The sequence below is a fragment of the Amycolatopsis rifamycinica genome, assembly GCF_000695625.1.
In the GTDB taxonomy this organism is placed as follows: Bacteria; Actinomycetota; Actinomycetes; order Mycobacteriales; family Pseudonocardiaceae; genus Amycolatopsis; species Amycolatopsis rifamycinica.
The window spans coordinates 84,467-105,052 of sequence record NZ_JMQI01000014.1; the positions used below are offsets into that span (position 1 = coordinate 84,467).

Annotated in this window: 17 protein-coding genes; 10 read left to right on the forward strand and 7 right to left on the reverse strand. The window is 71.4% G+C overall.

The features are described from left to right. Nucleotides 1-35: 35 nt before the first annotated feature. Complete coding sequence (locus tag DV20_RS07180) at nucleotides 36-3,269, reverse strand: S8 family serine peptidase (protein WP_043777531.1); 3,234 nt, start codon at nucleotides 3,267-3,269, stop codon at nucleotides 36-38. 228 nt (nucleotides 3,270-3,497) lie between these two features. On the opposite strand from DV20_RS07180, the gene DV20_RS07185 reads away from it, so the two are divergent. The 5 genes from DV20_RS07185 to DV20_RS07205 all read left to right on the forward strand — a co-directional run bounded on the left by DV20_RS07185 (nucleotide 3,498) and on the right by DV20_RS07205 (nucleotide 10,650). Beyond that, the gene (locus DV20_RS07185; RefSeq protein WP_043777533.1) at nucleotides 3,498-4,118 is read left to right on the forward strand and encodes a TetR/AcrR family transcriptional regulator; all 621 of its coding nucleotides are present in this window, start codon (nucleotides 3,498-3,500) and stop codon (nucleotides 4,116-4,118) included. 2 nt (nucleotides 4,119-4,120) lie between these two features. Next, the gene (locus tag DV20_RS07190; RefSeq protein WP_043777535.1) at nucleotides 4,121-5,029 is read left to right on the forward strand and encodes an ABC transporter ATP-binding protein; all 909 of its coding nucleotides are present in this window, start codon (nucleotides 4,121-4,123) and stop codon (nucleotides 5,027-5,029) included. Continuing rightward, nucleotides 5,026-6,588, forward strand: a complete 1,563-nt coding sequence (locus tag DV20_RS07195) for an ABC transporter permease (protein ID WP_043777537.1) — start codon at nucleotides 5,026-5,028, stop codon at nucleotides 6,586-6,588. The genes DV20_RS07190 and DV20_RS07195 overlap by 4 nt, the downstream gene beginning before the upstream one ends. Before the next feature lie 203 nt (nucleotides 6,589-6,791). Continuing rightward, the gene (locus DV20_RS07200) at nucleotides 6,792-8,240 is read left to right on the forward strand and encodes an amidohydrolase (RefSeq protein WP_043777538.1); all 1,449 of its coding nucleotides are present in this window, start codon (nucleotides 6,792-6,794) and stop codon (nucleotides 8,238-8,240) included. Nucleotides 8,241-8,316: 76 nt separating this feature from the next. Next, the gene (locus DV20_RS07205) at nucleotides 8,317-10,650 is read left to right on the forward strand and encodes a GH92 family glycosyl hydrolase (RefSeq protein ID WP_084093353.1); all 2,334 of its coding nucleotides are present in this window, start codon (nucleotides 8,317-8,319) and stop codon (nucleotides 10,648-10,650) included. Between the two features lie 42 nt (nucleotides 10,651-10,692). Here the strand turns inward: DV20_RS07205 and DV20_RS07210 are convergent, their stop codons facing one another. Beyond that, nucleotides 10,693-12,063: an MFS transporter gene (locus DV20_RS07210; protein WP_051735825.1), complete on the reverse strand. Its 1,371-nt coding sequence runs from the start codon at nucleotides 12,061-12,063 to the stop codon at nucleotides 10,693-10,695. Between the two features lie 125 nt (nucleotides 12,064-12,188). Between DV20_RS07210 and DV20_RS07215 the strand changes: the two genes are divergently transcribed. From DV20_RS07215 to DV20_RS07230, 4 genes are all read left to right on the forward strand, one after another. After that, the gene (locus tag DV20_RS07215) at nucleotides 12,189-12,767 is read left to right on the forward strand and encodes a TetR/AcrR family transcriptional regulator (protein ID WP_063607779.1); all 579 of its coding nucleotides are present in this window, start codon (nucleotides 12,189-12,191) and stop codon (nucleotides 12,765-12,767) included. Nucleotides 12,768-12,831: 64 nt separating this feature from the next. Beyond that, nucleotides 12,832-13,026, forward strand: a complete 195-nt coding sequence (locus DV20_RS07220) for a zinc finger protein (RefSeq protein ID WP_043777807.1) — start codon at nucleotides 12,832-12,834, stop codon at nucleotides 13,024-13,026. Then, nucleotides 13,008-13,436 (forward strand): DarP family protein, encoded by a 429-nt coding sequence (locus DV20_RS07225; RefSeq protein WP_235190730.1) that lies wholly within the window; start codon nucleotides 13,008-13,010, stop codon nucleotides 13,434-13,436. Before DV20_RS07220 ends, DV20_RS07225 begins: the two co-directional genes overlap by 19 nt. A gap of 26 nt (nucleotides 13,437-13,462) precedes the next feature. Then, nucleotides 13,463-13,942, forward strand: coding sequence for a DUF2127 domain-containing protein (locus DV20_RS07230; protein ID WP_043777548.1), 480 nt, complete (start codon nucleotides 13,463-13,465; stop codon nucleotides 13,940-13,942). A 3-nt stretch (nucleotides 13,943-13,945) separates the two neighbouring features. On the opposite strand, the gene DV20_RS07235 is transcribed toward DV20_RS07230, so the two are convergent. The 5 genes from DV20_RS07235 to DV20_RS07255 form a co-directional block, all read right to left on the reverse strand. Further along, nucleotides 13,946-14,659, reverse strand: coding sequence for a PP2C family protein-serine/threonine phosphatase (locus DV20_RS07235; RefSeq protein ID WP_043777550.1), 714 nt, complete (start codon nucleotides 14,657-14,659; stop codon nucleotides 13,946-13,948). Between the two features lie 277 nt (nucleotides 14,660-14,936). Next, nucleotides 14,937-16,766 carry a glycosyltransferase family 39 protein gene (locus DV20_RS07240; protein ID WP_043777552.1) on the reverse strand — a complete coding sequence of 610 codons (1,830 nt, stop codon included), beginning with the start codon at nucleotides 16,764-16,766 and terminating at the stop codon, nucleotides 14,937-14,939. Beyond that, nucleotides 16,766-18,022, reverse strand: coding sequence for a glycosyltransferase (locus DV20_RS07245; protein WP_043777553.1), 1,257 nt, complete (start codon nucleotides 18,020-18,022; stop codon nucleotides 16,766-16,768). Before DV20_RS07245 ends, DV20_RS07240 begins: the two co-directional genes overlap by 1 nt. A gap of 93 nt (nucleotides 18,023-18,115) precedes the next feature. Beyond that, complete coding sequence (locus DV20_RS07250) at nucleotides 18,116-18,688, reverse strand: hypothetical protein (protein ID WP_084093355.1); 573 nt, start codon at nucleotides 18,686-18,688, stop codon at nucleotides 18,116-18,118. Further along, on the reverse strand, nucleotides 18,685-19,008 hold the full coding sequence (locus DV20_RS07255) for a hypothetical protein (RefSeq protein ID WP_051735827.1): 324 nt from the start codon (nucleotides 19,006-19,008) through the stop codon (nucleotides 18,685-18,687). The genes DV20_RS07250 and DV20_RS07255 overlap by 4 nt, the downstream gene beginning before the upstream one ends. 345 nt (nucleotides 19,009-19,353) lie before the next feature. Here DV20_RS07255 and DV20_RS07260 point away from each other — a divergent pair, with 345 nt between their 5' ends. Then, a complete protein-coding gene (locus DV20_RS07260) occupies nucleotides 19,354-20,571 on the forward strand; it encodes a helix-turn-helix domain-containing protein (RefSeq protein WP_043777554.1) in 1,218 nt (405 codons plus the stop codon). The last annotated feature ends 15 nt before the right edge of the window (nucleotides 20,572-20,586 follow it).

Genomic DNA, 20,586 nt, shown 5'->3' on the forward strand with positions numbered 1-20,586 from the left:
AAGAACTCTCGGGACGGCCTCCACGAACCGGGGAACTAGCTCACCGCGTTGATCTGCACCAGCGAGGAGCCGACCGTGACACCGGTGTCGGTCTGCACGGTCAGCTGACCGCGCAGGATCCGGCCCGCGGCCGGGACGGCGGTGGCCGTCACCGTCGCCGGCACGGTCCACGAGCTGCCCGACGCGCGCAGGGCGTTGGCGTCGGTCACCGCGACCGAACCGAACGCCGGGTTGGTGAACACGTCGAGGTAGTCGAACTCCGTGGTGCCTGACGGCACCGCGTAGCCGTCGACCAGCGCGACCCACGTGCCCGCGGCCGGGTTGGCCACGGTCACCGACTCCTCGGAGTCACCGTCCGCGCTCACCGCCGCCTGCACGCAGGACCCGGTGGTGCAGTTGTAGAGCACCAGGTCCAGGTCGGCGCCGACGTCGGACGTCTTGCCGATCGTGACGGTCAGCGACTGCGAGCCCGCCGTCACCGGGATCTGGTACTGCTGCTGCACGCCTTCGGTGATGGACGGCCGCTGCGTCTTGGCGCTGCCCAGCGTGGCTCCGTTGAGCTTGCCGGTGAACGCGCCGAGCGTGTTCTGCACGGTGTAGGACCGCGAGATCGGCGTGTTCAGCGTGGCGGACGCGATGACGTCCGGGTTCGGCGAGATCGCCGTGCCCAGCACCGCGGCCGACAGCTTGTACGGCGCTTCGTCCACATCGGACGTCCGCCGCGCTTCGACGGTGATCTCCCACACGCCCGGCAGCGGGTTGGCGATGGTCCGGCTGGTCGGCGTGCCGCCGGCGCAGCCCGCGCCCGCGTCGGGCAGGTAGCACGCGGTCGTCGCGGTGCTGGCCTCGGCCGGGACACCGGTCGGGTCGTACCGCAGGAACCGCACCTGGCCCTTGCCCGGGGCGCCGGCGCCGGCGTCCAGGTCCACCTTCAGCGCGCTGGCGCCCTGCGGCACCCGCACGAAGTAGCTGGTCGCCTGGTTGCGGGCGGCCTTGCCCGCGACGTCGACCTGGAAACCCTTGCCCGCGACGAACTCCTGCGGCGCGAAGACCGTGTTCAGGGTCTGCACGTCGATGCCGACGGTCAGCGGGTTGTCCAGGTACAGCAGCGCCGAGTGGACGCCGGTGCTCTTCGGGTTCACGGTGACCTTGAACGAAACCGGCGTGTTCAGCGGCAGGGCCACCGTCGAGCCGGAGGAGAACGTGCCGTCGTTGCCGACCCACCGCACGAAGTACGGCACCGGGTGCGCCGCGCCCGTGGTGCGGGTGATCGTGTACGTCCGCGTGTAGGCCTTGCCGACGGTCACGCCCTCGCGGTCGTGGATGCCCACGCCCGTGTTCGGCTTGGCCAGCAGGCCCGACAGCGCGGTGTGCACCTCGACCGACGTCGAAACGGCGTCCGGCTTCGGGTTGAGCGACAGCGCGACGAACGCGGCCGGGACGTTGAACAGACCCGCGCCCTGTGCGTACGCGCCGATGCCCGGCACGAACCGCGCGGTCGACTTGATCGCCGCGCGCAGCTGCGCCACCGGCGGCCGCTGGCCGTTGTGGGTCGCCTTGTACGCGCTCACCAGCAGTGCCGCCGCGCCGGTCGCCTGCGGCGCCGCCATCGACGTGCCCTGCAGCATCGCGTAGCCGGCCGGCAGGGGGTACGTGCCGGCCACCGGGCTCGGCTGCTCCCACCGCGGAACGGTGGCGATGGCCGCGCCGGGCGCGATGATGTCCGGCTTGAAGCCGCCGTCCTCACGCGGGCCGCGCGAAGAGAACGGGTGCATCGACTCGGGGTTCTTGGTGACCGAGCCGTAGTTCGACAGCCAGGTCTCCTTGGTGATGTAGGAGCCGACCGAGATCGCGTCCGTGGCCACCGACGGGTCGCCGACGGTGTTCGCCCCGGCGCCGCTGTTGCCCGCCGAGATGAAGATCTGGACGTTGTACTCGGCGATCGTGCGGTTGTAGAGCTCCGCGCGGGCGTTGTTGCCGTCGTTGAGGGCCGGCAGGCCGCCGATCGAGATGTTGATGACGTCGGCGCCGTGGCTGGCCGCGTAGACGACACCGTCGATCAGGCCGGAGGACGTGCAGCCGGAACTGGTGAGGCACACCTTGACCGCCAGCACCTTCGCACCCGGGGCGGCGCCGTCCATCTTGCCGCCGAACAGGTCGTTGCCGGCGGCGATGCCGGCGACGTGCGAGCCGTGCTCCGCACCGGCGATGCCGATGCCGACGAAGCCCGGCTTGTCGGTCTGGACCACGAAGGCCATCCGCTCGGCGATGTCGGTCGCCGGGTTGTCGGTGCCGAAGAAGCCGACGTCGTACTTCTTGTTGTAGTCGGTCATCGGCTTCTCGTCGGTGAAGTCGCCGTTGCCGTTGAGGTCGACCCGGACCTCCTTGGTGGCGGGGTCGAGCAGCACGCCGAAGGAGTCGGCGCGGTCGCCGTCGCGGTTGACGTCACCGCCGGTCTCGCTGTCCGCGGCGCCCAGATCGCCCGCGGTCTCGCCGAAGAGGCCGAACGTGTACGGACCACCGGTCGCCGGGGCCGTCCACGTCCTGCCGTTCGAGGTGAAGGTGCCGGTGTAGGTCTGGGTCGACTGCTTGACCCAGGTGCCGTCGCCGGAGTTGGTGGCGTTGGCGTTGTACCAGTCGACGATCTTGCGCTCGCCGTGGCTGGTGGTGGCCAGCGCGGGGGAGTCGAGGTCGACGCCGGAGTCGAGCACCGCGACCGTGGCGTCCTTGCCGTCCCAGCTGGGCAGGACCTGGCCGAACTGCGCCGCGTAGGTGTCGCCGGTCGGCAGGTACGGGTTGACGCGCGGGGTGTCCTTGCCCGGGGCCGGCTGCGGCAGCGGGGTCATCGCGCCGTCGGGCTTCGGGTCGTCGCGCACGATGAGCCCGTCGACGTCGACGGCGTTCACCGACTTGAGCTTCGCGGCCTTCTCCGCCTTGGCGGGCGGGATGGTGACCTTGACGTAGTCGAGCTTCGTGTCGGTCGACTGCACGACACCGCCGAGGGCCTTGAGCTCGTTCACGGCGGTGCCGGTCTGGCCCTTTTCCGCGGCGATCAGCAGTGTGACGTCAGGCTTCCCGGCCTTCTCGGCTTCGGCGACGAGCGCGCGGTCGTGCTCGTCGAGGGTCTTGCCGTCGGCGGCGCCGTTGGTCGGCGGCGCCTGCTGGGCGGAAGCCACCGGAACGGCGACGCCGAGGACGGAGGCGCCGAGTGCGGTGGCGAGGACGGTGATCCCGGCCCGCCGTCTCCAGCGCGATCTGTGCTGTGTCACTGAAACGACCCTTCATGAAGAGATGCGTACCGAGCAGTACACAGGGTGGGATGTGCCGCAGCAATCAGACAGTTAGCCCATAGACCGCAATTGGTTGCGAGCCAAATGGCCTAATCGGTTGGTCCGTCACCGGAACCGGCACTTTCACGTGAAAGTGCCGCCTTGCTATACGTGCGTATAGCGCACTACATTCTCGTGTAGTCAGCTACACGTGCGTATAGGACGAGGATGAACGCCGAAGACCTCACCGCCCGGGCCCGGATCCGCGACGCCGCCATCCGGCTCTTCACCGAACGCGGCATGGAGAAGACGTCGATCCTGGACATCGCCCAGGAAGCCGGCGTCTCCGGTGGCCTGATCCGCCACCACTTCGGCTCCAAGGACGGCCTGCGCGAAGCCTGCGACACCTACGTCTTCGACGAACTGCTGAAGTTCAAGGAGGAGGCGCTCGCCAAGGGGCACGCGGACCCGGGCTTCGTGCCGACGTTCGACGCCCGGCAGTTGCTGTTCCGCCGGTACCTGGGCCGCGCGATGGTCGACGGTTCGGAAGCCGCGGCCGCGCAGTTCGTCGGCATCGTCGACGGCACCGAGCGCTACTTCCGCGAAGCGGGGCTCGACGTGCCGGACCCCCGCGGGGTCGGCGCCGCGCTCGCCGCGATGACCGGCGGGCTGATGATCCTGCAGGACCACGTGGCCCGGGCGCTCGGCGAAGAGCCGGGCACGCACGAGGCGATGCTCCGCATGATGAGCGCGGCCGGGTACCTCTTCACCCACCCGCTCGCCGGTTCCGAACTGCTCGACAAGGCCCGCGAAGTGCTGGCCACGGAAAGCGCGAAACGGAAGGGATGACGATGGCCGACGCGATCACCGCCGACGGCCTCACCAAGGCGTTCGGCCGGACACGGGCCCTCGACGGGCTCGACCTGACCGTCCACACCGGCGAGGTGCACGGCTTCCTCGGGCCCAACGGCGCCGGCAAGACCACCACGATCCGCGTCCTGCTGGGGCTGATGCGGGCCGACGGCGGCCGCGCCACCCTGCTCGGCGGCGATCCCTGGACCGACGCGACCGAGCTGCACCGGCGGCTCGCCTACGTCCCGGGCGATGTCACGCTCTGGCCGAACCTGACCGGCGGCGAGGTCATCGACCTGCTCGGCCGCCTGCGCGGCGGCCTCGACACCACCCGCCGCGCGGAGCTGATCGAGCGCTTCGACCTCGACCCGCGCAAGAAGGGCCGGACGTACTCGAAGGGCAACCGGCAGAAGGTCGCGCTCGTCGCCGCGCTGGCGTCCGATGTGGAGCTGCTGGTCCTCGACGAGCCGACGTCCGGGCTCGACCCGCTGATGGAGGAGGTCTTCCGGGAGGTCGTCGCGGAAGAGCGCGAGCGCGGCGACCGGACCGTGCTGCTGTCCTCCCACATCCTTTCGGAGGTCGAGGCGCTGTGCGGCCGCGTCACGATCATCCGGGCCGGCCGCACGGTCGAGTCCGGCACCCTGGACGAGCTGCGGCACCTGGGCCGGATCACGATCGACGCCTCGCTCGCGCACGTGCCGGCGGACCTCGCGGCGCTGCCGGGCGTGCACGACCTGAGCACGTACGGCTCGCACGTCCACCTGTCCGTCGACCAGACGTCACTGGACGACGTGATGCGGCACCTCGCCGGAGCCGGGCTGCGGAGCCTGGTGAGCCGCCCGCCGACGCTCGAGGAGCTGTTCCTGCGCCACTACCGGCAGGACGAGCCGGTCGGAGCGGCGCGGTGACCGGGACGTGGGCGCTGCTGCGGCTGGTGCTGCGCCGCGACCGCCTGCTCATGCCGCTCTGGATCGTGGGTCTCGCGCTCGCACCGGCCGGGTACCTGTCGTCGATCGAGGCGGCGTACCCGGATGCCGCGTCACGGCAGCACTTCTACGACCTCAACGCGTCGAGTGCGACGTTCGTCGTGCGCAACGGCCCGCTCTACGGTGCCGCGCCGGGGAATCTCCTGGCTTGGCAGTGCGGGTTCGTCCCGGTCGTCGTGGGGCTGATCGCGCTGCTCACCGTTGTCCGGCACACCCGGACCGAGGAGGAGGCGGGACGCCGTGAGCTCACCGGCGCCACCGTCGTCGGCCGCCACGCGGGGCTGGTCGCGGCGGTGCTCGCCGCCTGCGGTGCGTGCCTGGTGTTCGGCCTGCTGACCGCGTTCGGCGTCGCCGCCCAGGGTGTGCCCCTGGCCGGTGCGCTGGCCCTCGGGGCGGGATTCGCCTTGGCGGGTTGGGTGTTCGCCGGCGTCGGCGCGGTCGCCGCCCAGCTCACCTGGGGTGCGGGCGGCGCGCGGGGCCACGGCATCGGGGCGCTGGTGCTGGCGTTCGTGCTGCGTGCGGCCGGGGACAGCAGCGGATCGGCGGGCTGGCTCGCCTGGCTGTCACCGATCGGCTGGGCGCACCGGCTGCGGCCGTTCGCGGGGGAGCGGTGGTGGGTGCTCGCGTTGGGCGTCTTCGCGACCGGTTCTTCAGTGGTCGTGGCCGTTGTGCTGGCGGCGCGCCGGGACCTCGGCGCGGCCTTGCTGCCGGTGCGACTGGGCCGTGCGACGGCGAAGGCGTCGCTGCGCTCACCGCTGGCGCTGGCCTGGCGGCTGCAGCGGGGGACGCTGCTGGTCTGGACCCTCTGCCTGGCGCTCGTCGGGCTGCTGATGGGTGGGGTCGCGCAGAACGTCGCCGGCCTGATGCGGGACAACCGGGCGGTCGCGGACGTCTTCTCCCGCATGGGCGGCGGCGGTGCGGTGATGGACGCGTACCTGGCGGGCACGATGACGTTGTTCGGCCTGGCGGCGGCGGGCTACGCGGTGCAGGCGACGCTGAAGCTGCGTGCGGAAGAAGTGGCGGGCCGGGCGGAACCGGTGCTCGCGACGGCGGCCGGCCGCGTCGGCTGGGCGCTGACCCACGTGATGTTCGCGGTGCTGGGCCCGGCGTTCGTGCTGGCGGCGACGGGCTGGGCGACCGGCGCGGCGTACGGCAACGGGCTCGGCCTGGTCCCGGCGGCGCTGGCCCAGCTGCCGGCGGTGTGGGTCCTGACGGGCCTGGCGGTGCTGCTGACCGGCTTCCTGCCGCGGTATTCGGCGGCGGCGTGGGGACTGCTGGCGGGGTTCCTGCTGCTGTCGCTGGTGGGGACGGCGTTGCGGTGGAACGACGTGGTGCTGGGGATTTCGCCGTTCCAGCACTTGCCGCGCCTGCCGGGCGGCACGTTCTCGGCGGGACCGGCGCTCTGGCTGGTGCTGATCGCCGTGGTCGCGGGCGCGAGCGGGGTGTTCGCGTTGCGGCGGCGGGACATACCGGTGGGGTGACAGCCGTGAACGGGCCAGCCACGGTCATCGGCGGCAACCGAGGGAGTCGAACCCTGCGCGGCTTGTGAAGGCGGCGCTCCTGACCGGCCCTGACCCTTCGGCGGGCGACGGCTGCCATCTGTTCCAACGGTAGCCGAATACCCGCCCGTTCCTCATCTCAAGCCGTGCTTCACCCGGACGGGCCGGACTGGCAAGGTGTTCGCATGGATGATCTCCTGCTGCGCCGGGTCCGGCCCGGGCTCGGCGGCGACCTCGCCGACGTCCGGGTGAACGACGGCCGGATCACGTCGATCACCGAACCGGGGTCCACCGGGTTCGCCGCGCGGGTGGTCGACGGGCACGGCGGGACGCTGCTGCCCGGGCTGGTGGACGCGCACGTCCACGTCGTGCAGTGGGCGACGTTCCGGCGTCGCATCCCGCTCGACGCGGCCCGCTCGGCGGGGGAGGCGATCGAGCTGCTGCTCGCGCACCTGCTGGCGACACCCGCGCCGCAGACGGAGCTCGTCGTGGGCGCCGGATTCCGCGACGGGCTGTGGCCGGACAAGCCGCACAAGGACCTGCTGCAGCGGGCGCTGCCCGGGCGCGCGGTCGCGTTGTTCAGCGCGGACCTGCACACGCTGTGGCTGAGCCCGGCGGCGCTGAAACTGATCGGCCGCGACCACCCGACGGGCGTGCTGCTCGAAGGCGACTGCATGAGCGCCACGGCCCAGCTCCCGACGGCGGCGATCGACGTCCAGGACCGGTGGGTGGCGGAAGCGGTTTCCGCGGCGGCCGCGCGGGGCGTGACGCAGATCGTCGACTACGAGTACGCGGACACGGTGGCGGACTGGACGCGCCGGGGCGCCCCGGCCGCGCGGATCTCGTGCGTGATCGCGAAGCACCTGCTGGACCAGACCATCGAGCGCGGCCACCGCACCGGCGACGTCCTGCCCGGCTCCGGCGGGCTGGTGACGGTCGGGCCGTACAAGCTCTTCGTGGACGGCTCCCTCAACACCCGCACGGCCTACTGCCACGACCCGTACCCGGGCGGGGATTCGCCGGGCTCGCTGGAACTGCCGCCGGATGAACTGATCCGGTTGATGCGACGCGCTTTCGACCACGGGCTGCTCCCGGCGGTCCACGCGATCGGCGACCGGGCCAACACGATCGCGCTGGACGCGTTCGAGGAGGTCGGCTGCCCGGGCCGCATCGAACACGCGCAGCTGCTCTCGCCCGCCGACGTCCCGCGGTTCGCCTCTCTCGGCGTGATCGCGGCGGTCCAGCCGTCGCACCAGCCGGACGACCGCGACGTCGCGGACCGCCACTGGCACGGCCGCACGTCGCGCGCGTTCCCCTACCGCTCCCTGCTGGAGTCGGGGGCCCGCCTGGAGTTCGGTTCGGATGCCCCGGTGGCCCCGCTGGACCCGTGGGACGGGATCGCCTCGGCGATCTCCCGCACGGACGACGACCGCCCACCGTGGCACCCGGAGCAGGCCATCCCGTTCGCCGACGCCCTGGCGGCGTCCTCGGGCGGCCGTCGCGAAGTGGCGGTGGGGGACGTCGCGGACCTGATGGTGACGGCGGCGGATCCCTCGGTCCTGTCCCCGGCGGACCTGCGCGCCCTCCCGGTGACGGCGACGATCCTCGACGGGCACGTCACGCATCAGGTCTGAGCCAGGGCTTGATTTGTCCACCGGACAACGGAAAAGATCCCACCGTGCATGTGACAACGTTGTCAGGAGGACACGGATGAGAACGCGGACGCGCGTCCTGGCCACCCTGCTCGCCTCAGCCACGACCATGGCCCTCGCGACCCCCGCTCAGGCCGCGGGGCCGAGATTCGCCGACGACCCCACCACGCTCGTCGACACCTCGATCGGCAACAACGGTGACGGCACCACCTTCCCCGGCGCCACCACGCCCTTCGGGATGGTCCAGCTGAGCCCGGACACCCAGCTCAAGAAGTACGCGTCCTACGACTACGCGCAGGGCACCACGCTCGGCTTCAGCCACACCCACCTCTCCGGCGTCGGCTGCCAGACGATGGGCAACTTCCGCTTCATGCCCACCACCGGCGCCGTCACCACCAGCGACCCCGCGCAGTACGGCGCCGAGTTCAGCCACGCCGACGAGACCCGCCAACCCGGCTACTACGGCGTCAAGCTCGCGAACGGCATCGACGCCGAGCTGACCGCCACCCAGCGCACCGGCCAGCACCGCTACACCTTCCCCAGCGGCGCGACCAGCGAAAACGTGCTCATCGAGGTCGGCGAAAGCAACGGCTACACCTACGCCGGCGACGTCCACGTCGTCGGGGACGACACCGTCGAGGGCTGGCTGCAGGGCGGCAACTTCTGCTGGGAGACGCAGAAGGAGCGGTACAAGGTCTTCTTCAGCGCCAAGTTCGACCGCGAATTCACCGGCTTCGGCACCTGGACCGACGGCAAGCTGACGCCGAACCAGCGTGACGCCAAGCTCGGCACCCAGCGCACCGGCGCCTGGCTCACGTTCGACACCGCGAAGAACCAGGTCGGCGCCTCCGTCGGGCTCTCCTACACCTCGATCGACGGCGCCCGCCTGAACCGGACGGCGGAGCAGCCCAAGTCGTTCGACAAGGCGCGCAAGGCCGCCCACGACACGTGGGAAGCCGAGCTGAACCGGATGCGCGTCGCCGGGGGCACGACCGCCGACCAGCGCACCTACTACAGCGCGCTGTACCGGTCGCTGCTGCACCCGTCCGTCGGGTCCGATGTGGACGGCTCCTACCGCGGCTTCGACGACGCCGTCCACCGCAGCCGCGACACCTACTACCAGATGTTCTCGCTGTGGGACACCTACCGCTCGCAGAACCAGCTGGTCGCGCTGTTGCACCCGGACAAGGCCGCGGACATGACGAAGTCCGTCCTCAAGATCTACCAGGACGGCGGCTGGGTCCCGCGCTGGGCGCTCGCCGGCGGCGAGACGAACGTGATGAGCGGCGACCCCGTCACGCCGTGGGTCGTCGACAACTACCGCCGTGGCCTGCTCGACGACCGGACCGCGCGTCAGCTGTTCGACGCGTTGTGGCGCAACGCCAACGAGGTACCGAAAGACCAGTCGATCTTCCGTGGCCGCGACGGCAACCCGACCTACGTGAAGAACGGCTGGATCGGCTACCAGGACCTGCCGGGCTACACCTACGGTGATACGCGCCAGGCCGGTTCGGCGACCCTCGAGTACGCCCTCGCCGACTGCGCACTGTCCACCATGGCATCCGGGCTGGGGTACGGCGACAAGGCCGCCACCCTGCGGGCGCGGTGCGGCAACTTCGCGCACCTGTGGGACACCGGCGTGGAATCCCACGGCTTCACCGGGTTCCCGCGCACGAAGGCCGCGGACGGCACCGGCGTCGGCGACCCCGACCCGGCGAAGTCCACCGGCTTCCACGAGGGCACGCCGTGGCAGTACCAGTGGCTCGCCCAGCAGGACACCGCGAAGCTGTTCGGCCTGATGGGCGGCCCGGCGCAGGCGGAGAAGCGGCTCGACACGTTCTTCGACGTGCCGCTGCTGCTCACCGACCCGGCGAAGGCGGCCAAGGACTCCTGGGTCCACGGCGCGTACGACTACCACAACAACTTCGCCTTCAACCCGAACAACGAGCCGGACCTGCACGCGCCTTGGATGTACAGCTGGACGGGTGCGCCGTGGAAGACCTCCGCCGTGCTGCGCGCGGCGCGGACGCTGTTCACCGACACGCCGTACGGCATGCCGGGCAACGACGACCTCGGCACCATTTCGTCGTGGCTCGTCTTCGGCATGACCGGCGTCTTCGAAGCCCAGCCCGGTTCCGGGACGTACCTGCTCAGCACGCCGATGTTCGAGAAGGTCGAGATCCGCCCGGCCGGTGGCCGCAAGATCGAGATCGAGGCGCCGGGCGCGAGCGCATCGAAGCTGCAGTACACAAAGGACGTCCGGATCGGACACCGGAGCTACGACCGCAGCTGGCTCTCCCACGCGGATCTGCTCCGCGCGGGCAAGATCCAGTTCCGGCTGAGTGACACCCCCACGGCGTGGGGGACTGCCTCGGCTCCGCCCGCCATGTGACGCCGTGACGGCCTCCCCGGCACCGGGGAGGCCGTCACGTTTTCACGCCCGGCGCAGGGACGGGAGCATCGCGGCCACCCCCAGCGTGGCCACGATGAGCGGCACCACCAGGGCCGCCCGGAGGCTGCCGGTCGCGGTCACCGCCGAAACCACCCCGAGCACCAGGGCCGGGCCGACCTGGAACGCCGTGTTCACCAGCCCGCCGGCCAAGCCCTGGTCGGCGGCCGGGACACTGTCCGCCGCGGCCATCGTGAGCGGGCCGTAGGTGAGCGTGAAGGCCACTCCGACCAACAGGAACGCCGGCAGCATCAGGGTGGCGTAACCGCTCGAGGCGTCCAGGAACTGCAGCAGCGCGTACGCGGCCACCGACGACACGAGTCCCGCCAGCGCGACGCGTCCCGAGCCGTACCGGCCGACCAGCGGCGCGGCGATCCGTGGCGCGAGGACCGCCACGACGAGGCCGCTCGGGCACACCGCCAGCCCGGTTTCCAGCGCCGACCAGCCGCGGACGCCCTGCAGGTACAGCGTGACGATGAACAGCGCGCCGACCCAGCCGCCGAGCAGCGACATCGCCGCGACGTTCGCCCGCACCAGCGGCCCGGAGCGCAGGATCCCCAGCCGCAGCAACGGGTGCGCCACCCGGCGTTCGATCACCACGAACACCGCCAGCAGCACCGCGACGGCGGCCAGCGACCCGAGCGTCCGCGCCGACGCCCAGCCCGCGTTCGGGGCTTCGACCAGGGTGAAGACCAGCAGGAGCATGGCCGCGGTGACGGTCGCGGAGCCGGCGAGGTCGAATCCCCGGCCGGGTGTGGCGGGCGTGCGCGGGACGACGGCGAGCGCGCCGATCAGCGTCGCGACCGCGACGAGCACCGGCGCGTGGAACACCCACCGCCAGCTGACCTCGGTGAGCAGCCCGCCCGCGACGAGCCCGAGCGAGAAGCCGGTCGCGCCGGTGGCGGTGTAGATCGACAGCGCCTTGTTGCGAACCGGGCCCTCGGCGAAGCTGGTCGTGATGATCGAGAAGCCGGCGGGCGCGCTGAACGCGGCGCTGATCCCGGTGACGAACCGGGCGGCGATGAGCAGCGGGCCGCTGGTGGCGAGGCCGCCGAGCGCCGTCGCGACGGCGAACACGACGAGCGCGCCGATCAGCATCCGGCGGCGGCCCAGCAGGTCGGCGGCGCGGCCACCGAGCAGCAGGAAGCCGCCGAAGCCGAGGACGTACCCGCTGACCACCCACTGCAGGGAGCCGGTGGACAGGCCCAGTTCGGCGCCGATCGAGGGCAGCGCGACACCCTTCATCGAGACGTCGAGCGCGTCGAGGAACAGCGCGCCGCAGAGGACGAGCAGCAGCCCGCGGGCACGCGCGGTGAGGCGGTCGTGGACCGCGGCGGGAGAGGCGGAGACGGTCAAAGGAACCCCCAGTTGAGTCGGACCGATCGGTCCGGGACCGACCGGTCCGAATCATGGCGGGCTCGCGGATGTGTTGTCAACGGAGAATTCGCGATGTGGACCATTCGGTCCGGTACGATCGGCTGATGCCGCGCAAACCGATGCCGGACGCCCGTGAGCGCATCCTCGAAACCGCCACCCGGTTGTTCAACCGGTACGGGGTGCACGCGGTCGGGATGCAGCAGATCATCGACGAGTGCGGGTGCGGCAAGAACCTGCTCTACAGCCAGTTCACGAGCAAGGACGAGCTGGTGGTGGCCTACCTGAGGCGCTGCAGCGGCGACTGGGACGACATCGTCGCGGACGCGAAGGCCGCCGCGTCGGACGCCGGGCCGCAGCTGGTGGAGCTGGTGCGCGAGGTGGGGGTGCGGGTCAACGAGCCGGGCTCGCGGGGGTGTCCGCTGCGCACCACGTTCGCGGAGTTCCCGGAGCGGGAGCACCCGGCGCACCAGGTGTCGCTGGACCACTTCGTGCGGGTCCGGACGCAGCTGCGCGAGCTCGCCGGCGAGACGTCGGCGCCCGACCCGGAGCGCCTGGCGGACCGCATCATGTTCATCATCGACGGCCTGTACACGAACGGCCCGATCTTCGGCGCCGAAGGAGCGAAGACGGCGGTCGCCTTCGCCGAGGACGTCGTCCGGACGGAGACGACGCCGGCGCGCTGACCAGGCGCGATGTGCTGCTTTCGCGGGTTGGTGTCAACGCGCTGGGACAGTTTCAATGAGCCGCATGTTGAGGTGGCAGCAAGCGGAGGGGAAGCGCCACGCGCTCGACGGGCCGTTCCCCCCGCGTCCGGACGAACGGTTCGAGGCTTTGTGCGGGGAAGAGGTGACCGTCGCGGTGCGGGACGTCCCGCAGCTCGGCGGTCACTGGTTCGACCCGACCTGCACCGGGTGCGAGTCGGCGTGGCTGGCGCGGTGCTGACCGGGCCCGACCGGGACCATCGGCTGCTGGAGCGCATCCGCGACCTGCACGCGTCGCTCGTCCCCGATCTGGCCTGGCTGGCGAGGACCGTCGGGGACGAGGCACCGCGCCCCGACATCCTCCGCGACCTCGGGGAGCGGCTCGCCGACCTCGGCGCGGACCTGCTGGCCCGGGCCGACGAGCTCGACGCCGAGGTCCGCGCCGCCCTGCCGGACCACGGCTGGCTCCCCGAAGCGGGCGCACGGCGGCGCGCGCTGGCCGTCGCCCACCAGGTCGGCCCGCACCCCCTCCGGTGCGGGCCGATCTTCCTCGCCGTCTGCGGCGCGGCGTGTTTCCCCTTCTACGGGACGGACCCGGCCGGCCGGACAGCGCGCCACGAACGGTGCGAAAAGTGCCTCCACGTGCGCTGACCAGTCATTTCTGCTGAGCTGGAGGCATGTCCCAGCAGAACACCACGGCGACCGAGCGGTTCTTCCGGATCGCGCTCGTCCTCAAGGCCCTCGACGGCGCCCTGCAGGTCATCGGGGCGCTGATCCTCGCGTTCGTCCCGGCGTCGACGGTCAGCGGGTTCACCCACGCCGTGATCACCCGCGACCTGCTCGGCGACCCGTCGGGCACACTGGCCCGCCACCTGTCGTCGGCGACGGAGAACTTCCTGCACGGTGATACGAAGACGTTCGCGGTGGCGTATCTGCTGGCGCACGGCGTGATCAAGCTCGGCTTGGTGTGGGCGCTGGCCCGGAAGATCGTCCGCGCTTACCCGGTGGCCGCTGTCGTTCTCGCGGCTTTCGTGGTTTACGAGGTTTTCCGGGCCGTGCACACGCACTCGATCGCCCTGCCGTTCTTCGCCGCGCTCGACGTGTTGATCATTGTCCTGGTGCTGCGCGAGTATCGGCAGCTGAAGCGCGCCGCCTAGGGTTCACGCGGCGACGGGAAACCGGACCGTCGTGTGGTCGGCCGCCTCCAGGGGTTCGACGTAGAGGGCGGTCGCGTTGTCCGAGCCATCGCGCGCGAGTGCGGCGTCGACGAGTTCGGCCGCACCGGCGCCCGGCTGCGCGAGCACGGCCCGGATCCCGCTGCCCGCCAGGGGTTTGTGCACGCCGTCGCTGGTCAGCAGGAGGCCCGCGCTCGTCGTCTCCGCCGTGCCGATCTCGTGTTCTTCGGCGGTCCGGACGCTGGTCGTGACCACGTGCTCCATCCGCGGCGTCACGGGCTGGTGGTGGGCGCGGAAGTATTCGGCGAGCGTGTGGTCGGTGGTCAGGCGGCTCAGCGTGCTGCCGTCCCAGGCGTAGGCGCGGGCGTCGCCGACCCAGGCGATGCGGTAGCCACCGCGTTCGGCCGGCATGGCCACAACGAGCACGGCATCCCCGTGCGTCTGTTCGCGAACCGCGCGCTGCGCGGCGAGAACCGCCTCGACGGGTCCTTTGTGGACAGGCGTGCGCGCGGCAGCCGCAGCGGCGATCCGGGCGGCCCGCGCGGCGGAGGGGTCGTCCCCGACACCATCGGCGAGAGCGAACGCGATGCCAGGCCCACCGGCGGCGGCGTACGCCCCGACGGCATCGGCGTTGAGTGAGCGCGGCCCCTGCGCGCTCGCGGTGTGCCAGCGCGGGTAACCCGGACGTGTGGTGCTCATCGCGGCCTCCTCATCCCCTCTGACCACCATGATCCGCGCCTAACCTAAGGGGCGGCTGAGACTTTCCCGGTGAGATCGTTTCCGTGGCCGTCAGCGCGCGTTGGTGAACCCAGCTTCCCACTGCAGACCATCGCGGCGAGCCGGTACGAGGGCCACTTCACCCTGGGGTAAGCACGGATGGCAGTTCACGAAGCGCCGCTCGACGGTTGACCTCGTCGGTGACGTCAGGCACCACCTGCGTACGAAGGGGCTCTAAGCGAGCCCCTTCGTACGGTCTTCAGCTCTGCAGGTCGTACACCGTCTGGCCGTCAACCGTGGTGGCGGTGAAGTTCGCCGTCACCCATTCCGTGATCTCCGACGATCCACCGCCCGGCCCACCTCCCCGGCCGCCTTCGATGAAGTACTTGACTTCGCCCGCCGCCACGTACGCCTTGAACTCCGCCAGCGTCGGCGCCGGGTCCGAACCGCTCCAGCCGCCGATGCCGATCACCGCCTTGCCGCTCGCCAGCTCCAGCGAAGCCGCGCTCTGCGAGCCCGTCGTCGCCGCGGCCCACTTCGTCGTCGTCTGCGCCAACAGCGCCCCGACCTCGGTCGAAGACAAGTCGCCGCCGAAGCCGCCCATGGCGCTCGACGTCGGGCCCGAAGTCGGGATCGATCCGCTGTGCGCCACCGAAGCCGTCTCGACGCCGTAAGCCGCGGATGACACCCCGATCGTCAGGACCACCGCCGCCGCCACGACGGCGACCAGCCGGCGTGAAGCGGGAACACCCATGACGAGCACCGTCCCGACGAGCACCCCGAGGACCGCGATGATCCAGCGCAGCGCCGGGAACCACTCCGGCGTCCGGTCGAGCAGGATGAACGACCACACCGCCGTCGCCACGACCATGCCGGCCAGCACGGCCCGCGGTGCCGGGTTCGCCCGGCCCTGCCACAGCGCGCGGCCCGATATCGCGACCAGCGCGGCGATCGCCGGCGCCAGCGCCACCGAGTAGTACGGGTGCACGATTCCGCTCATGAAGCTGAACACCAGCGCGGTCACGACCAGCCAGCCGCCCCACAGGACCAGCGCCAGGCGCGTCCGGTCCGTGCGCGGCGCACGGCGGGTGAACCAGAGGCCGGCGACCAAGCCGATCAGCGCGGCGGGCAGCAGCCACGAGATTTCCGTGCCGAAGCTCGAACCGAACATCCGGTACAGCCCGGACGCGCCCCCGAAGCCGGTGTTCCCGCCGCCCCCGCCACCGCCGGGTCCGCCGCCCTCACCGCCACCGAAGATGCGGCCCAACCCGTTGTAACCCAACGCGAGCTCGAGCAGACTGTCCCCTTCGGACCCACCGATGTACGGCCGCGACGACGTCGGCCACACGTCCACCAGCGCGATGTACCAGCCCGCCGAAACGACCAGCGCCACGACCGCGCCGCCGAGGTGCAGCAATCGCTTTCCCAGCGACGTAGGCGCGGCGATCAGGTACACCAGGCCGAACGCCGGCAGCACCAGAAACGCCTGCATCATCTTCGTGAGGAAGCCGAAGCCGATCGCGACACCGGCCAGCGCGAGCCAGCGCGGGCTCGCCTTTTCCGTGGCCCGCACGACGCAGTACGCGCCCGCGACCATCAGCAGCACCAGCAGCGCGTCCGGGTTGTTGAACCGGAACATCAGCGCCGCGACCGGCGTCACCGCCAGCATCGCGCCGGCCAGCAGCCCGGCGACCGGACCCGACGTCCGCTTCACCGTCAGGTAAAGGAGCCCGACGGACGCGACGCCCATCAGCGCCTGCGGCGCCAGCACGGTGAAACTCGAGAAGCCGAAGATCCGGGCGAACGCCGTGCCGATCCACAGGGCCGCGGGCGGCTTGTCGACGGTCAGCACGTTCCCCGAATCCAGCGATCCGAACAGCCACGCCTTCCAGTTCTGCGTCCCGGACTGTACGGCGGCGGCGTAGAAGGAGTTGCCGTAACCGGACGCGGTGAGGTTCCAGAAGTACAGCGCCGCGGTCGCGGCCAGCAGCCCCAACACCGCCGGGCGGACCCAGCGCGGTGGTGCGTGCGCGGCGGATTCCTTGCGGTGCCGAGGTTCGGAAACCGGGGCGGGCAGGACGGTGGTCATCAGTACTCCTTCTTCGGCGTGGCCTGGCGGCGCGGGTTGAACACCCAGCCGCGCAGGAGCAGGAACCGGAGCACCGTGGCGGCGAGGTTCGCCAGCACCAGCACGACCAGCTCCAGGACGAGGCCGGGGGTGGTGGATCCGTTGAGCAGGGCCAGTGAGCCGCTGGTGAGCGCGAGCCCGAGGCCGAACACGATCAGCCCTTCGAACTGGTGCCGCCCGGCGCCGGCGCGGCCGCGGATGCCGAACGTGAGCCGCCGGTTCAGCGCCGTGTTGCCGATCGCCGTCACCAGCAGCGCGGCGAAGTTGGCCGGCTGCGCGCCGACGACCGTGCGCAGCAGCAGGAACAGCACGAGGTAGGCGAGCGTGCTGCTGACGCCGATCGCGGCGAACCGCACCAGCTGCGTCACCAGCCGCGGCGGCACGCCGGGCGCGTCGACCCCGATCGGCTGCCTGCCGAGCTGCTCGCGCAGCCTGCTGACCGGGATTTCCCCGGTGAAGGTGGCCTTGGTGACGCGGGCGATGCCCTTGAGGTCCTCGGTGGCGGTCCTCAGGATGTTGACCGACGAGTCCGGGTCGTCGACCCAGTCGACGGGCACCTCGTGGATGCGCAACCCGGCGCGCTGGGCCAGGACGAGCAGTTCGGTGTCGAAGAACCAGCCGGTGTCCACGACGTGCGGCAGCAGTTCGCGGGCGACGTCGGCGCGGATGGCCTTGAAGCCGCACTGCGCGTCGCTGAACTTGGCGGCGAGCGTCGAGCGGAGGATCAGGTTGTAGCAGCGGGAAATGAACTCGCGCTTCGGGCCCCGCACGACTCGCGCCCCCCGGGCGAGCCTGCTGCCGATGGCGAGGTCGGAGTGCCCGGACAGCAACGGCGCGACGAGCGGCCCGAGCGCGGCGAGATCGGTGGAGAGATCGACGTCCATGTAGGCGAGCACGGCGGCGTCGGAGGCCTGCCACACGGCGTTGAGCGCGCGGCCGCGGCCCTTCTCGTCGAGGTGGTGGACCGCGACTTCCGGGAATTCGCGGGCGAGTCGTTCGGCCACCTGCAGCGTCGTGTCGGTGCTCGCGTTGTCGGCGACGGTGATCCGGTACGGGTAGGAGACGTGCTCGGCCAGGTGCGCGTGCAGCCGGCGGATGCACGGTTCGAGGTCGGTCTCTTCGTTGTAGACCGGGATGACGACGTCGAGAACGGGCTGCGGGCCGGCCAGGTCGACCGGGACGGTCCCGGGCCGCGATGCGGGGGCGGTGGCTGTCATGCCCCCACGATCGCGGCCGCCGCTTTGGTGATCGTGTGTTCTCTCTGTGCGGTTCCTGTGCGGTGCCCGGCACGCGGCCGGGCACCGGCGGACTCAGCTGTGCGCCCGCAGCGGCACGACCTCACCGGGCGACGCGGCCCGGCTCGGCTCGCGCCTGAACGCGGAGGTGCAGATCGTCAGCGTCACCAGAGCCCCGTACTTCGGGTGGCGGTCGACGTAGATCTCGGCGGCGAAGCAGGCGTCCGCCAAGAGGTCACGCCGGGAGTGGATCTGCTCGAACCCGATGCCCGCCGGGCAGAACAGCGAGACCACGACGTCGCCGTCGACCGGGCGGGTCCAGAGGATCGCCGGCCTGCGGCCGTCCACCGTGCAGATGCGGGCGCCCGCGAAGGCCGAGCGGAGCCGGTGCTGCACGACGATCGCGCGCAGCCGCCCACGCAGGTGACGGCGGGCGGCGCGCCAGTAGAAGATCCAGTTGAACGCCACCACCAGTGCGACGACGGACCAGATCGGCCCCAGCCAGCGGACGAGGCTGATCACGGCGTAGGGCAGGAGGGTCACGGCGAAGATTTCGTAGCGCCAGTGGTAGAGCCGCAGCAGCGGGTTGGGCCGCTTGACGGGGGCCAGCTGCCGGGCCAGTTCTGGGACGTGGTTGTCGTGGGTCATGACCGTGCTCCTTCGCAGCCGTCGGCGACCGGGACGGCGGTCGCGGGCGCCCGGCGGACGACTCCCGTGCCGGCGCAGGCCGGGCAAGCCGCGCCGTCGGTGAGGCTGAGCCCGTGGCCGCCGCACGAGGTGCAGGCGTGCACGGTGTCCCAGCGGGGATCGCGGTAGACGCGGGTGCCTCGGGCCCCGCGGCGAACCTCCCAGCCGCGCGCTTCGGCGCGGGCGTCTTCCTCGGTGGCGAACAGCCAGGCGCCGAGGCGGTCGAGCAGGCGGTCGAACCAACCACGTTGGCCGGACGTAGGTAGGTTGTGGTCTTGCATCGTGACACCCCCGGAGCGAACGCACGGACTCGGACGGCCGACCCGGCAGGGTCGTCCACGGGCGGCTCGGGGAGGCCGCCGGGCACCTTCCGTGGTGCCCCAGCTGCGCGTGGTCGTGACCGATACGGCGAAACGGGTGGGCCACGAGCTGGGGAGGCAACCCGTTCGGGCGAGTCGTGCCAAGTCCGCACCGAGGAAGAGTCAGGGATGAGATAAGGTGCGCTCTGTGTCCACATATTGTCACCTCCCTACGTCTGCCTACCTGAGTAGGTAAGGCTGGTGCCGAATGCTTACCTACATTCTAGAGCGACCGCGCCGCGGCCGATAGGTACTGATGTGGTAACGGTGACGGCCGAGGACGTGGGCGCCGAACTGCGGCGGCTGCGCAAGGTGGCCGGTCAGACCCAGGCGGACGTGGCCCGGATCGTGGGCGTGAGCCGGGCCAACCTGACCCAGTGGGAGACCGGCCGCTACCTGCCGTCGGCGGAGAACGCCCGGCTGCTCGACGACCACTTCCGGGCCGCGAACGCGCTGGTGGAGCTGGCGGAAGCGGCGCGGTCGCCGGGCCAGGCGTCGGCCGGGGTCCTCTCGACGGGCGGGTCCCTGCTCGAAGTCTTCCGGCGGGCGGGGGCCGCGCTCGCGCAGGAGCTGATCCGCGACGAGAACGGTCGCGCGGTCGGCTGGCGGCACAACCTCCAGAAGCGGGGCAAGCACACGACGCTCGCCACCGCCTACGGGATCAGCGCCATGGTCGTGTTGGGTGAGCCCTACATCGACCTACATGCCGTGGTCCGGGACCTCTACGCCAAGCGGACCGTCTTCGGCTGGCAAGGCCGGTCGGAGGGCCGTCGCCCGGAGGTCACGGCGGCGGTCGTGGACGCGCTGTCGCAGACCAGCACCATCCTCTCGGCGGAAGAGGGCCTCGAAAGCCTCGAGCACTCGCTCGACGACTACAGCCGGACACGGCCTTTCCTGCTTGCCGCCGCCTTGCGCACCTCGGTCCGGCTCGCGCCGGACGCCCCGCTGACCCGGCGCCTGACGGACGACCTCCTCGCGGCCCGGCTCGACTTCGGCGGCGTCCCGCTTTGGGGCGAAAAGAAGGAACCTCGCCTGGTGGCGCCCGAGCCCTCGACGGCGCACACCGCCCGGGCCGTCGTGGCCCTGCGGGCTCTCCTGCGCGCCGGCGACGACCGCGCCGACGTCCGGGAGGCCGTCGAGGTCGGCACGAAGTGGCTCGTCGATCGGACCCACCCCGACGACGGGATCATGGAAGACCTGGCCCTGCCCCAGCCCGGGGGGCGGGAACCCGTCCGGGTGAACATCAAGCATTTCACCTCCGCATGGGTCGTCCAGGCACTGGCCGAGGCACCGCAGGTGCCGGCGGCCCGGCTGAGCCGCGCGCTCAGCTCCCTGTGGGAACGCTACGAAGCCGGCGTCGGCTTGTGGGCCTGGGGCAGCGGTGACCTCCCCATCTGGATGACCCTCGACGCCGTGACGGCGCTGCGCTCGGCAGCGCTGGTTTTCGCGGCACCTCCCTTCCTTCCCCCTGCGGCCGCAGAATAGAGAAGCCCCTCCCAC